This is a genomic window from Massilia cavernae (genome assembly GCF_003590855.1).
Classification (GTDB): domain Bacteria; phylum Pseudomonadota; class Gammaproteobacteria; order Burkholderiales; family Burkholderiaceae_D; genus Telluria_A; species Telluria_A cavernae.
Window position 1 is genome coordinate 1 of record NZ_QYUP01000129.1, and the last position, 13433, is coordinate 13433.

General features: G+C 57.1%; 10 protein-coding genes and 2 pseudogenes. 5 read left to right on the top strand and 7 right to left on the bottom strand.

The window, feature by feature from the left end:
- Nucleotides 1-52: 52 nt before the first annotated feature.
- The gene (locus tag D3872_RS17540; protein WP_119812021.1) at nt 53-310 is read left to right on the top strand and encodes a Txe/YoeB family addiction module toxin; all 258 of its coding nucleotides are present in this window, start codon (nt 53-55) and stop codon (nt 308-310) included.
- A 33-nt stretch (nt 311-343) separates the two neighbouring features.
- On the opposite strand, the gene D3872_RS17545 is transcribed toward D3872_RS17540, so the two are convergent.
- The 3 genes and pseudogenes from D3872_RS17545 to D3872_RS27525 form a co-directional block, all read right to left on the bottom strand.
- On the bottom strand, nt 344-766 hold the full coding sequence (locus D3872_RS17545; RefSeq protein ID WP_119812022.1) for an HPF/RaiA family ribosome-associated protein: 423 nt from the start codon (nt 764-766) through the stop codon (nt 344-346).
- 87 nt (nt 767-853) lie between these two features.
- A complete protein-coding gene (locus D3872_RS17550) occupies nt 854-1879 on the bottom strand; it encodes a CDP-6-deoxy-delta-3,4-glucoseen reductase (protein WP_119812023.1) in 1026 nt (341 codons plus the stop codon).
- Between the two features lie 429 nt (nt 1880-2308).
- Nucleotides 2309-2589, bottom strand: a pseudogene (locus D3872_RS27525) (hypothetical protein); the annotation flags it as partial.
- 66 nt (nt 2590-2655) lie between these two features.
- Here D3872_RS27525 and D3872_RS17560 point away from each other — a divergent pair.
- Nucleotides 2656-3009, top strand: coding sequence for a hypothetical protein (locus D3872_RS17560; RefSeq protein ID WP_119812025.1), 354 nt, complete (start codon nt 2656-2658; stop codon nt 3007-3009).
- A gap of 37 nt (nt 3010-3046) precedes the next feature.
- On the opposite strand, the gene D3872_RS17565 is transcribed toward D3872_RS17560, so the two are convergent.
- From D3872_RS17565 to D3872_RS17580, 4 genes and pseudogenes are all read right to left on the bottom strand, one after another.
- Nucleotides 3047-4984, bottom strand: coding sequence for a putative bifunctional diguanylate cyclase/phosphodiesterase (locus D3872_RS17565; RefSeq protein ID WP_229459387.1), 1938 nt, complete (start codon nt 4982-4984; stop codon nt 3047-3049).
- 368 nt (nt 4985-5352) lie between these two features.
- Nucleotides 5353-6426: pseudogene (locus tag D3872_RS17570) on the bottom strand (IS5 family transposase).
- 108 nt (nt 6427-6534) lie between these two features.
- The gene (locus D3872_RS17575) at nt 6535-7668 is read right to left on the bottom strand and encodes an acyl-CoA dehydrogenase (RefSeq protein WP_119812026.1); all 1134 of its coding nucleotides are present in this window, start codon (nt 7666-7668) and stop codon (nt 6535-6537) included.
- A gap of 11 nt (nt 7669-7679) precedes the next feature.
- Entirely contained in the window at nt 7680-8867 is a 1188-nt protein-coding gene (locus D3872_RS17580) for an acetyl-CoA C-acyltransferase (RefSeq protein ID WP_119812027.1), read from the bottom strand.
- Here D3872_RS17580 and D3872_RS17585 point away from each other — a divergent pair.
- The 3 genes from D3872_RS17585 (at nt 8866) to D3872_RS17595 (ending at nt 13315) form a co-directional block, all read left to right on the top strand.
- The gene (locus tag D3872_RS17585; RefSeq protein ID WP_182915844.1) at nt 8866-10449 is read left to right on the top strand and encodes a DUF1302 domain-containing protein; all 1584 of its coding nucleotides are present in this window, start codon (nt 8866-8868) and stop codon (nt 10447-10449) included. The two genes, D3872_RS17580 and D3872_RS17585, sit on opposite strands and share 2 nt — an antisense overlap.
- 390 nt (nt 10450-10839) lie before the next feature.
- Nucleotides 10840-12195, top strand: a complete 1356-nt coding sequence (locus D3872_RS17590; protein WP_119812028.1) for a DUF1329 domain-containing protein — start codon at nt 10840-10842, stop codon at nt 12193-12195.
- Nucleotides 12196-12259: 64 nt separating this feature from the next.
- Nucleotides 12260-13315 carry a WD40/YVTN/BNR-like repeat-containing protein gene (locus D3872_RS17595; protein WP_119812029.1) on the top strand — a complete coding sequence of 352 codons (1056 nt, stop codon included), beginning with the start codon at nt 12260-12262 and terminating at the stop codon, nt 13313-13315.
- The last annotated feature ends 118 nt before the right edge of the window (nt 13316-13433 follow it).

Genomic DNA, 13433 nt, shown 5'->3' on the forward strand with positions numbered 1-13433 from the left:
CGTTCCAAGCAACGGGCCCTAATTGACGTGCCTGATGTAGAGGAACACGAAGATGCGGAACACGAAGTTCACGGATGACGCTTGGAATGATTATGTCTATTGGCAAGGACAAGACAAGAAAACATTGAAGCGGATTAATCAATTGATCGAGTCCGCAAGACGTACCCCGTTTGAAGGAATCGGAAAGCCGGAGCCATTGAAGGTCAGTTTGGCAGCGTGTTGGTCGCGAAGAATCGACGAGAAAAATCGCCTGATCTATGAAGTGGATGACTCCGACATCACAATCATTTCCTGCAGATATCACTACTAAAGCAAATGGCCCCTTCCGGGGCCATTCGCATTTTTATGCGTTGCCCTGCTGGGCGGTACTTTCTTCCTCGCCGGCTTCCACGGCCAGGCGGGCAGCCGATTCTTCGGCCATCGCCTCGCCGATGCGTGGCGTCGTGCTCAGCTTCTTGTCGTGCAGGCGGCCCAGCGCGCTGTCGATCGCGCGCTTGAGCTTGTCGGCGGCGCCGGAAATGGCCTGGTGCAGCGTGATCGAATGGTGGCTGACGACCACCGGCTGGTAGCCGGTAACGCGCGCCTCCAGCGTGCAGCGGTTGCCGCCGTCGACCGACTTGGCGCTGTTGTCATCGGACAGGTGGACTTCGATGCGGGTAATGTGCTCACCGAAACGCTTGACGGCCTCGCCGACAACATTCTGTACGTGGTCATCCAGGCCCTGGTGGCGTTCGATGGTCTTGTCGGTGTTGACGTTAATTTGCATATGCTTACTCCTGGTTGTTCGGAAAAGTACTGCGGCCACACGCTTCGATCTTACACGTTTTCGCCGACATTCCCATTGTCAACAGGGTCAGGACACCAGGTCGGCTTCGCTGGTGAAGGCGTCGGCGTAGAACTCGTCGGCCGGCAGGCCGCATTGTTCGACGTAGTCCTTGCGCGCCGAATCGATAACGACAGGCGCGCCGCAGGCGTACACCTGGTAGTTCGACAGGTCGGGCAGGTCCTGCATCACGGCCTGGTGGACGAAGCCGGTGCGGCCAGTCCACTGGTCTTCCGGCAGCGCGTTCGACACCACCGGCACGTAGGTGAAGTTCGGCACGATCGCGGCCCACTGCTCGCACAGTTCGTTCATGTACAGGTCGAGCGGGCGGCGGCCGCCCCAGTACAGGTGCACCGGGCGCGTGGATTTCAGGTGCAGCAGGTGCTCGACCAGCGCCTTGATCGGCGCGAAGCCGGTGCCCGACGCCAGCAGCACGATCGGCTTGTCCGACTCCTCGCGCAGGAAGAAGGTGCCGTGCGGGCCTTCGAAGCGCAGGATGTCGCGCTCCTTCATCGAGTTGAACACGTGGTCGGTGAACAGGCCGCCGGCCATATGGCGGATGTGCAGCGTCAGCGGGCCTTCCAGGCTGGGCGCGTTGGCCATGCTGTAGCTGCGGCGCTTGCCGTCCTTGAGCAGGAACTCGATGTACTGGCCGGCGCGGTAGGCCAGCGCTTCGTTGGCCGGCAGCTGCAGCGTGACGACGGCGACGTCCGGCGCCACCTTGGTGATGCCGGACACGCGGGTCGGCATCTTGCGCACCGGGTACTCGCTGCTGCCGGCGATTTCGCGCGCCTGGATCACCAGGTCCTGCTGCGGCACCGCGCAGCAGAACAGCGCCATGCCTGCGGCCGCTTCATCCGGCGGCAGCGCGCGCTGCTGGTGCGCCTTGTGTTCGACTGACCCTTCCATGACCTTACCCTTGCACGACCCGCAGGCGCCGTTCTTGCAGCCGTAAGGCAGGCCGATGCCGGCCCGCAGCGCCGCGGTCAGTACCGTTTCGTCAGCCTCGCAGGTGAATTGGTGGCCGCTAGGCTGTACAGTAATCTGGAAAGTCATCGATTAAGCTTAGTAGTAATAGTTACAGGAGGCTAAACTGTTGATTTAGCGAATTTTTTATTTAGTAACACTTTTCCGTATTTTACCTCGACCTGGTAAACGGCTCTAGCTAGGCCAGTGAGCGGCGGCGCGCGTAAGGAACACCGAAGCGGACGGATTCCGTGCAATAGTTGTGCGGTGGAAGGGACTCCATCAACGAAGGCCCTGGGTGGCGCCGGCAGGATCACATTGCTGATCTCCGGTTTTTTTGTCCGGTTGGTGGGAAAATGCGCTCCAAATACCCGTGAGGTTTCATCCAGCACCAAGGCCACCATACTTTCCCCGCTTCCTGTCACGTACACGGGCAATCTATCTTGCTATCGTGGTATTGCCAACGAAGACCTCCGCCGACGGTCACCCAACGATTGCTCGACAGTGAGTGCCTTGTCGTTAGAGCAGAAAGATCTCAACAACTTCCGTGACTTGTCCTCTGTACGGCTCTGCAGAAGCTAAGGAAACGTCTTCATTTCCAGGACCAGGTTTTGCAAAAGCGAACAGCGTGTACAGTGCGCGTTGTTCTTTGCCAGGGCCGCGATTAGCGTCTTTCGATGCTTGAACAGGCACTTCACGACATGGAAGCACGTGCTCAACTTCTCGGCGCGTTCGCTGGTGGCCTTCGCATGCTCCAGCTTTTCCTTTGCACGACCAATCGAATTTTTCTTGAGCGCCTTGAACAGTGTCGAGTTCCTCAACAAGCAAGTCGACGGTCATTTCGTCCAAAACATGAAAACATCGCGATGGCGTTCGCGTCATATGTCGGTATGCAGTCGATCGGAAAACACAATCAGCCGCTGCTCGTCGGAGCGATCAAACGCGCGCTGGCGGCCTATGAAACGTACGAAGAATCTCCCCGCGCAGCTCGGGCGGCATTTGTGCATTCGCTGCTTTCAAACAGCCAAGAGGTGTTCTCCCAGCAGATCATCGTTGAGACGCCTCGCGGCGCGATTGCATGGATGCCATTCGCCTCCAGCGTAACTGAATTCCTCGACCACTATCCAGGCGCAGAAGTCGAGGTAGAGCGGATCACTAACGCCTTCCTGATGACCAAGATCATTCCGCCATCGCTGCTCGACCAAGCGTCGTTGGCTTGATGTATATGCGGCGGACGAAAAGCGTTGTTGTGGGACGCTATTGACAATGCGAGCCTTGCGACCATGCACTGCTCCACGCCTGAAATTGCTCTGCCGGCATCGGCATACTGATGTGATACCCTTGTGCGACATCACACTTTAGCGCCGCCAACCGGTCCCAGACAGCTTGACTGTCCACCCCTTCGGCCACCACGGTCAAGCCCAGGTTATGGCCCAGCTCGATTGTGGACGATACGATCATCGCCGAATTGCTGTTAATCACCATCGGCATGACAAATGATTGGTCGATTTTTACCGCATCGATAGGCAGCTTTTGCAGGTAGCTCAGGCTGGAATATCCCGTGCCATAATCGTCGATGAACAGTTTGACATCCAATTGCTTCAGTCGGGCGAGCGTTTCCAGGCAGGCTGTGGGATTGGCCATCACGGCGCTTTCGGTAAGCTCAAATTGGATCAGCGAAGGTGCAATGCCCCAGGTCGAGAACATGCCTCGGATGCGTTCGATCAATCTCGGATCGTAAAGGTCGTGCCCCGACAAGTTGACTGCCAGCGGCCACTCGAGTCCCGCCTCATGCCAAGCGTAGGTTTGGCTGAAAGCGGCCTCCAGCATCCAGTTCGTCAGTGGGGTGATCGTTCCCGCCTCTTCAGCGAGTTGGATGAATTCGAACGTCGGAATGTTGCCGTGTTGCGGATGTTGCCAGCGTACGAGTGCTTCGGCACCGCATACACGGCGCGACTGAATGTCGACCTTAGGCTGGCAAAACAAGCGCAGTTCGCTGTTCTTAATGGCGCGGTGCAGGTCGCCCATGAGAGCCAGGCGTCGGGTGTGCTCCTGTTCCTGGCCCTCGGTGTACATGGCGTAGCCTCCAGACGCCAGATTGGCCTGGTGCATGGCGACATTGGCACGCCTTAACAGGAACTCCGCGTTGGTGGCGTGGCCGGGAAACAGCGCGATGCCGATTGCTACCCTGGCATCCAGGGTCAGCTGCGCGACCTCGACAGGCTCGAGCAGCACGATCAGCAGGCGTTGCGCGACCTGTATCGCATATTCGGCGCCGCCATCGGGCAACAGCAGGGCGAACTCCGCTTCGCCTACCCTGGCCAAGATTTCCTTGCTCTGTATCTCGCTGGATAGCCGCCGGCTGAGTGTCTGCAGTAGTTCGTCGCCCGCGCGGTAGCCCAGCACCTTGTTGATTGCACGAAAGTGGCCTACTTCAAGATGCAATACAGCCAGAGCATGACGCTGCCGCTTCGCATCGTCTATTGCGGCTTCCAGTTCTTCCACCAATCGCGTGCGATTGGCCAAGCCGGTGAGCGTATCGTAATATGCCAGACGAGTGATCGTGGCTTGCGCTTCGCGCTTTTGGATATGCGTGCGCAGGTTGGTAATGCCATAGGCGAGATCGTCCGCCAACTCGCTAAGCAGTTTAACTTCCTCTTCATCAAAGGCATCTGGTTCGTTTGCCGCTATCGCCAAGACGCCGAGCACCTGCCCCTCGACGCGCAATGGAAAGGCGGTAAAGGATGCATAACCGTGTTGAATAATATGCTCACGTATGGGAGCGAAGACTTCACCCGCGTAAGCCGGATCCTCGATATGCACTCCTACTATCGGTTGACCTGTACGAATTGCAGCGCCTGGCAAGTTATTGCCGAATTCTGTATCGGCCCAAGTGAAATGGAACGTGTCGAGGAGTGCAATATCCGTACCGACTCCTGCCATCCATCGCAGACTCTTTGCCTCATCATGCACCGCATAGGCGACGCAGGCAAAGGCGTAGCCACCGGTCTCGACGATGACCTGGCACATCTCATGCAATAAGTCCTGCTCATCTGTCATTCGAAGCAGGGCACGGTTGCCGGCACTTAAGGTTCTGAGCGCACGGTTAAGCCGCACCAACTCTTCCTCGTGCTTGTCCGGCACCGGCGTTCGCACGCCCGTTTCCTTTTCATCAGCAGGGTATGCCATCAGCATTACTCCAGCGTATTGATCGATAAATTATACGTCAGAAAAGATAACTACACTGTCCCTGATGGTGCGCAGTCAGATCTCTGCAAGCGGTCAAGCAAGGGTTTTTGTAGTGCCGTGTTAAGAATTATATTAATGCAATAGTTCGTCTCACCGCCGAAACGTGGAATCGAATCATTAATAACTCAGCCTCGCTGCTCCATCAGACTTAACAGGATGTTGAAAAAGGCATGATACCTTCGGGTTTTATCGATGATCAGTCGAAATTTATCGCTCGCAAACCCGCATGCTGCCTCGAAACCGGGTTCTAGTTGCTTTCCGGGGCGATTCCCGCGTGTTTCATGACTTTCGGCGCTCACTTGGCGGATTCCGCCCTATACAGTCGACAAACGCCAACCAAAAATCGTCGCCATGCGTGTCAGGTTGTAGGCTGCGAAAGTAAAAATCGTTTGCGCCCTGACCTTCGCCAAACCGACGCTTTGCGAAGCCCACCGATTGTTTTGCGCCAGCCGAATATTTCCTCGACCAGTTTGCGTTTCTTCAGGCTCACCCCGTAGCCATCGTGGCGCGTCGTGCGGCCATCGATGGCGCTGTGTTTTTTCTGCGCGACGTGCGGTGTAATCTTCAGCGCGCGCAGATCCTTGACGAACCCGGCGGCATCATAGCCTTTGTCGGCGCCCAGCGTCGAGCCCGCTTTCGTCATGCTCCGCGTCGCCATCGTCAGCGCCGCGTCACGCTCTGCCGTGCCGGTCGCGAGCGTCGTTTCGGCATCGACAACCAAGCCATTGCGGTTCTCCATCAGCGCATGACTCAAGTAGCTCATCCGCGATTTGTCGCCTTCGCTTTTCTTGTACAAGCGGGCGTCCGGATTGGTCGTCGATTGATGCGTTTCGTTGGAGCTCGCCCTTGAAATCAACGGTGGCGTTGCGCCCGCCAACCTCGAGCGGCGTGCCGCTGCTGTCCTTCTTGACGAAACTTTTCATCGATGCCCATGCTTCGATCTGGGTGCCATCAACCGTGAAATGTTCGTCCGAAATCAGATCCTGCCATTCCGCGATCAGCAACACCTGGGCGAAGAAACGCTGGGCCATGCTCTCGCCGAACAGGCGGTCGCGGTTGGCACTGAAGGTCGAGTGGTTCCATACTGCCTCGTCGATATTCATCCCGACAAACCAGCGATAGAGCAGGTTGTATTCGATGTGCTGGACCAGCTGGCGCTCGGAGCGAATCGTAAACAAAGTCTGGATCAGGCTGGCTCTGAGCAAGCGCTCGGGCGCAATCGACGGCCGGCCACGACGCGAGTACAGCGGTTCAAATTCAGCACTCATGCTCTGCAAAATTCCATCGACCAGAATGCGCAACTTGCGCAGCGGATGCGCCTCAGGAATACGCTCCTCCAGCGATCGGTAGCTGAACATGGCGTGCTGGGTAACGTCGGACTTGCGCATAATATCGAAGTGGAAAGTTGCTCTCATTGCACAACGTATACCCCAACCGTCCAGTTGACAGGCCGGGGGGATTTTTCAACATCCTGCCAAACCCCATGGGGTCGATCCTTACCGTGCTAGCGCCCGGCTGATCACCATACGTTGAATGTCATTGCTGCCCTCGTAAATTTGCGTTACTCGAACATCGCGATAGATGCGCTCGACCGGGAAGTCATCGACATAGCCGTAACCGCCATGAATTTGGATAGCGTCGGAGCAAATCTTTTCTGCCACTTCTGACGCATACATCTTTGCCATCGATGCTTCAGTAAGGCAGGGTTTGCTGGCATCTTTCAGGCTCGCCGCATGCCACACCATCAGCCGGGCCGCGTTGAGCAGCGTCGCCATGTCGGCAAGGCGGAATGCAATAGCTTGGTGTTCGATAATCGGTTTGCCGAACGTCTCTCGCTCCTGTGCGTATTTCAGCGCAGCCTCCAGAGCAGCGCGCGCCATGCCCACCGCTTGCGCCGCAATGCCAATCCGTCCAGCCTCCAGATTCGACAGGGCGATCTTGTAGCCGTCACCGTCGGCACCCATCATGGCGCTGGCAGGAACCCTGCAGTTGTCAAAGATGATTTGCGCAGTATCCGAGGCTTTTTGGCCCAACTTGTTTTCGACGCGCGCCACGATGTAGCCGGCGGTGGTGGTCGGGACTAAAAAGCACGAAATGCCTTTTTTTCCCTCATTCTTGTTGGTGACGGCAAAGACGATTGCAACGTCAGCGTATTTGCCAGTCGTGATGAATTGTTTGGTGCCGTTCAGGATCCAATCGTCGCCGTCACGCTCGGCGGTGGTGCGCAGCGACGACGCATCCGATCCTGCATGGGGCTCGGTCAGGCAAAAGCATCCCAACTTTTCACCCTGTGCCAAGGGTCTCAGCCATGTCTCTTTTTGTGTGTCGGAACCGAATTTGAGCGTGATGCCACAGGCCAGCGAGTTTTGCACGCTGACGATAGTCGAGGTAGCCCCATCGCCCGCAGCAATTTCTTCGATTGCCAGAACCAGGCTCATGTAATCCATGCCCGCGCCGCCCCAGCGCTCCGGGACGATCATGCCGAGCGCGCCCAGCGCGCCGAGCGCCTGAAGCGCTTCTTTCGGGAAGGTATGATTGCGGTCCCATTCGCCTGCAAAGGGGGCCAGGCGTGCCTGCGCGAAGTCGCGCATGGAGTCGCGTATCATTTCCTGTTCTTGGGTCAGTATCATAGCTATCTTCCTTAATTCATTTGAATGGCGATCGCGGTGGCTTCGCCGCCGCCGATGCAAAGGCTCGCAATACCGCGCTTGCCACCAGTTTTTTTCAAGGCGCCGATCAGCGTCACAAGAATGCGCGCGCCGCTGGCACCAATCGGATGGCCCAGCGCACATGCACCGCCATGGACATTCACCTTGCCAATGTCGAGTTTCAGATCGCGGATGGCCGCCATCGTGACAACGGCAAAAGCCTCATTGATCTCCCACAGGTCGACGTCGTCGACTGACCAGTCGACCTTGGCCAGCATTTTATTCATCGCGGTTACCGGCGCTGTGGGAAATAAATGGGGCTCATGGGCATGCGTGGTATGGCCCAGGATGGTGGCGATTGCCTTGGCTCCCAGCTTGTCCGCAGTCGACTGGCGCATCAGTACCAGCGCGGCTGCGCCATCCGAAATGGAACTCGAGTTAGCGGCTGTCACGGTGCCGTCTTTCCTGAAGGCTGGTTTAAGCCGGTGAATCTTGTCGATCTGTGCCTTCAACGGTTGTTCGTCATTGCCTATTTCGGTATTGCCCAGCTTGTTGGTGACGGTGACAGGCGCGATTTCCCAAGCGAATGCACCGGACGTGATGGCTTTTTGCGCGCGGACCGTGGATTCGATCGCGTACGTGTCCTGGTCTTCGCGTGTGAAGCCGTAGCTGGCGGCGCAGTCTTCAGCAAAAGTGCCCATGAGACGGCCACGCTCAAAATACGCATCTTCAAGACCGTCCAGGAACATGTGGTCGACCACACGTCCGTGGCCCAGCCTGAGTCCTCCCCGCACCTGAGGCATCAAGTGCGGAGCATTGCTCATGGACTCCATTCCGCCCGCAATCACCACGTCGCTACTGCCGGCGACCAGCGTGTCATGAGCGACCATGACGGCTTTCATTCCGGATCCACATACCTTGCTGACGACGGCGCAGCTAACCGATAACGGCAGCCCGGCGGCGATGCTGGCTTGGCGAGCAGGCGCCTGGCCAAGCCCCGCGGTCAGGACGCAGCCGAGGACGAGTTCCTGGACCGATTCGGCCGGTATCCCAGCGCTTGCGACAGCTGCCTTGATGGCGGCTGCGCCGAGTAGAGGGGCGGTTAGCTGCGAGAAGTCGCCCAGGAACGCTCCCAGCGGTGTACGTGCAGCAGAAACAATAACTATTGGATCATTGGACATGTTCGTTTCTGAAAAAAGTTTGCAAGTTCAAATTGGACCGTACTTTCGCCAAAAAGAGCTCGTCTTAACCGACGAGCACTGGCTGTCTCAACCCCCCGATGCCGCTTGGACGTGCGGGCTTCATGTTGTCGTTTTTCCTCACCAAAAGTCGTCGCTCGTCAAATCCGACGATGTGTCTCCATGCGCCCTTCCTTACAGTGCACCTGTATCTCACCCAGACCAGAGAGACAGCGGCCGCACTGCAGCATGGGCGCCGCGATTGAATTTGTTGACAAATGAAAGGAGACAGAAGGTGAAAAAAACGTCGATGCAAAATGAAGTTTCTTGTATGTCCAAGAGAGGTTTGGCGCTGGCTATTGCGCTTGCCTTTGTTGCCGGAAAAGCAGCCGCAGTGTCGATCGAGACAGGCAATCCCGATGTTTCATTGCGTTGGGATAATGGCATCCGTTACAACCTGGGGATGCGTACCGAATCGCCGGATCGTCGAATCGCCACGCACCCCAATTACGATGAGTCTGACGCGAAATTCAAAAGCGGCGACGTGGTCAGCAACCGTGTCGATCTCTTGACCGAAATCGACTTCGCCTACAAGAAGGATATCGGCTTCCGTGTCAGTGCCAGTGCCTGGTACGACCAGGCCTATCGGGATGACGCAATTCGATCAAACTCGGAAGTCGCTGCCGCAGGTTTCCCAAACAGCTATTCGAGTAACCGCTACGCGAATTACACTAAGCGTTATCACGCGGGGGCGTCCGGCGAAATTCTTGATGCCTTTGTATTCAGCAATTTCGACGCCGGTAGCGTTCCAGTCAGCGTGAAACTGGGGCGCCATTCTATTTATTGGGGCGAGTCCCTTTTGACGGCCGGCCATGGCATTGCCTCTTCCCAGGGGCCGATAGACCTGATCAAGGCGCTTGGCAATCCAGGGTCGCAAGTAAAGGAACTTTTCCTGCCCGTTAGCCAAGCATCGTTCCAGGCGGGCTTGACTGAAGAACTCTCCATTGGCGCACAATATTTCTTCGACTGGCGCCCAAACCGCTATCCGGAAGGCGGAACCTATTTAGGATTGCTGGATTCCCTCGGGGAAGGTCCGAACGCGCTGCCGGTAGCGCCGGGATTCGCCTTCCCGCGTAGCAGGGATCTCAAGCCCGACGGGCGAGGGGACTTTGGTGTCATGGCACGCTGGAGTCCGCAGTGGCTGAACGGTACTGCCGGGTTCTACTATCGTAAATATGATGAGAAAAACCCATGGCTACTGTTGTCCGGTACCGCTGGCGCACCTGCCGGTTATCGCCTTGCCTATGCTCAAGACTTGCAATTGTTTGGGATCAGCTTGTCCAAGGAACTGGGCGGCATCAGTTACGGTGCAGAGTGGTCATACCGTAAAAATGCGGCGCTCAACAGTGCTCCTGGCGATGGCGGGGCAATCGAGGGGGCGCGCGGCAATACCCATCACGTGGTGGTGAATGCCATGGGGTTAATTGGAAGAACGCCGTTATTCGATACGGCTAGCTACTTGGGTGAAGTGGCCTACAGCAGGCTGGATAGAGTCACTAGGAACCCTGCCCTGTTTTCGGCGTAGGCTATGCCGCCTTAGCGCCGCAAAGACAAAGACGAGCGCCTGTGCCACGAAAAATTACGTTGGCATGCCGCTTAACTTCACGCCGAACCTGGTTCCCAAGTGTTGCCATCCGTTGAATTGCAAATGCCCATCACGTATCAGACCGGCTTGAGCGGCAAACTCGGCCGTACGCGCTGCGGCTATCAAGGCCAGGGCGCACTGCGAGTATCGCGCTGACTCCTGACGTTGGCCAACAAAAATACAACCTCAGTCTGAAGTACGTGGACTACCTGGGCAAGATCAAGCCAAACGGTCAATTCAACGGTGAGTTGCCGCTGACCGATCGTGGCTGGCTGGTTGCCACTTTCAAACCGCATTTTGAATACAACAAAACTCATACTGGAGATATCAATGAAAAATTCGCGAATTCTGTTGGTGCTTGGTGGTATCGCAATGGTCGGCGGTGTGCACGCCGCAGTACCCGTCGAGGAAGCCAAGCAATTGGGCACTTCCTTGACCTGGATCGGAGCGGAAAAAAGCGGCAACAGCGCCGGCACCATCCCCGAATATACCGGGGGCCTGGGCACGCCGCCCGCCGGTTATGACCGCAAGAATCCTGGGCACCGGCCGGATCCATTCGGCAATGAAAAGCCTACGCTGACCATCGATGCGAAGAATGTGGACAAGTATGCCGACAAGCTGACTGAGGGCACCAAGGCGCTGATCAAAAAATATCCTACCTTCCGCGTCGACGTGTATCCAACCCACCGCACTGCCGCGGTTCCCAAGTACGTGCGGGACAATACCCTCAAGAATGCACTTAACTGTAAGACAACTAATGCCGGTGAAGCTGTCGATGGCTGCCACGGCGGCGTTCCCTTTCCTATTCCGAAGGATGGCTATGAAGCCATGTGGAATCACCTGCTGCGCTTCGGGGGCTTTTCTTATTTCGTGACGCAACGTACCTACTACGTTGACTCGAGCGGCAAGAAGGTCATGACCGGGCAGAACGATATTCATCAGGAATACCCGTATTACGATCCCAACAAGACCAGCACCGACAAGTATTGGATGATTTCCTGGACCTCGACTGCGCCATCCCGTATCGCCGGCGATGCGGTGACGCTGATTGATCCGATGAGCTTTGTCACCGACAGCCGCAAGGCGTGGCAGTATCTTCCCGGCCAGCGCCGCGTGAAGCTCGCTCCCGAGCTGGCTGCAGATACGCCGATGGCCCAGTCGGCCGGCGCCAATACGTACGATGACATGGCGTTGTTCGCCGGCCGCATGGATCGCTTCAATTTCAAGTTGCTGGGAAAAAAGGAAATGTACATCCCATACAACTCCTACAAGCTGAATGATCCCAAGTCGTGTCCGGACGACAAAGTGGTGACGCCAAATCATTTGAATCCAGAATGTATCCGCTGGGAGCTGCACCGGGTCTGGGTAGTCGAGGCGAACTTGAAGCCGGGCAAGCGTCACGTGTATTCCAAGCGGGTCTTCTATTGGGACGAGGACACCTTCAACGCTGGCGCAAGCGACCAGTATGACGCCAGCGGAAAACTCTACCGAGTCGGCTTCAATTACATGATCCAACGCTATGAGACGCCGGCGCCAACGGCGGATACGTATGGCCATTACGACCTGGTCAACGGCATATACGTGATCAACAGCCTGGCTGCGGAAACCAAAGGCTATTTCGACGTTCCCCAGCAGTCTGCGCGTTGGTGGACTGCGGATGGCTTGTCCGCTCGCGGCCTGCGCTAACGCGCATAGTCAGAACGCACGCGGGCGGTAGCGCCCGCGTGTCAATACTAAGGAAAGAAATCAAATGGGCAGGTTTATTCTCATGCGCGCAGCCGCTGCATGCGCACTGGCGACAGCCATATTGCCGTGCCACGCGGCCTATCAGGATCCGCTGGACGTTCCAGCCCGGCAGAGCACACTGGTGGCGCGCAGTGCGATGGCGGGCATCGCTACATCGGGGTCCAAAGTGGCGGCGGTGGGCCGGCGTGGACATATCCTCATTGCGAACGACGCCGGGACCACGTGGATCCAGTCGCCTTCTCCGGTCAGTTCCGACCTGGTGGCGGTACATTTTGCATCAGAGCGACATGGATGGGCCGTCGGCCATGATGGCGTGGTTTTGCATAGCGGCGATGGTGGCCGAAGCTGGGCCAAGCAGTTTGACGGCCGGGCGGCTGCAAAGACGACGGTCGCATACTACCGCGAGGCCGGATCGGGCCAGGCCGGCTCCGATGCCCTGCTTGCAGATGCACAGCGGTATATAGAGCAAGGGCCTATCCACCCTTTCCTTGACGTCTGGTTCGAAGACGAACAAAAAGGCTTCGTTGTCGGCGCTTTCGGGCAGATCTTCGCCACCGAAGACGGCGGCAACAGCTGGATTCCGTGGATGGATAGGATGGATAACCCCAACAGCCTGCATCTTTATGGCATCCGGGGCTCGGCGGATGGCATCTATGTGGTAGGGGAGCAAGGTCTGATACTGCGTTTGGACAAAGAGAAACGCCGCTTCGTTGCCCTGCCCGGTTCCTATCAGGGCACTTATTTCGGCCTTGTTGCAGAGCAGGGAACGCTGCTTGTGTTTGGCATGCGCGGCAACGCGTTTCGCAGCAGCGACAGCGGGCGTACCTGGAACAAAGTGGACACGCGGCTCAGCGAGGGCATCACTGGCGGAACCCGCCTTGCCGATGGCCGCATCGTCCTAGTAACCCAAGGTAGCAAGCTCCTGATCAGCAACGATGGCGGCGCCAGTTTTACCTTGCGCAAGGCCGCAGTGCCGAATGCCTTCGCAGGCGTCGCAGCGGCCGGGACGGGCGTCGCTGTGGTGGGTGCGCAAGGGGTCGGGTTTGAGAAGTTGAAATAGAAAATTTAGGGGAAGTATCATGACAATTGCAAGTGGCCAGCTTGACGAAATGCCCGTCATTAAAGAGCTAGAAAATTTTGACAAGCGAACGGGTAATTTCCTGGAAAGGGTCATTTTT

Coding starts and splice junctions, on each gene's coding strand:
- D3872_RS17540 (WP_119812021.1), top strand. CDS start 53: ATGCGGAACACGAAGTTCACGGATGACGCTTGGAATGATTATGTCTAT.
- D3872_RS17545 (WP_119812022.1), bottom strand. CDS start 766: ATGCAAATTAACGTCAACACCGACAAGACCATCGAACGCCACCAGGGC.
- D3872_RS17550 (WP_119812023.1), bottom strand. CDS start 1,879: ATGACTTTCCAGATTACTGTACAGCCTAGCGGCCACCAATTCACCTGC.
- D3872_RS17560 (WP_119812025.1), top strand. CDS start 2,656: ATGGCGTTCGCGTCATATGTCGGTATGCAGTCGATCGGAAAACACAAT.
- D3872_RS17565 (WP_229459387.1), bottom strand. CDS start 4,984: ATGCTGATGGCATACCCTGCTGATGAAAAGGAAACGGGCGTGCGAACG.
- D3872_RS17575 (WP_119812026.1), bottom strand. CDS start 7,668: ATGATACTGACCCAAGAACAGGAAATGATACGCGACTCCATGCGCGAC.
- D3872_RS17585 (WP_182915844.1), top strand. CDS start 8,866: ATGTTCGTTTCTGAAAAAAGTTTGCAAGTTCAAATTGGACCGTACTTT.
- D3872_RS17580 (WP_119812027.1), bottom strand. CDS start 8,867: ATGTCCAATGATCCAATAGTTATTGTTTCTGCTGCACGTACACCGCTG.
- D3872_RS17590 (WP_119812028.1), top strand. CDS start 10,840: ATGAAAAATTCGCGAATTCTGTTGGTGCTTGGTGGTATCGCAATGGTC.
- D3872_RS17595 (WP_119812029.1), top strand. CDS start 12,260: ATGGGCAGGTTTATTCTCATGCGCGCAGCCGCTGCATGCGCACTGGCG.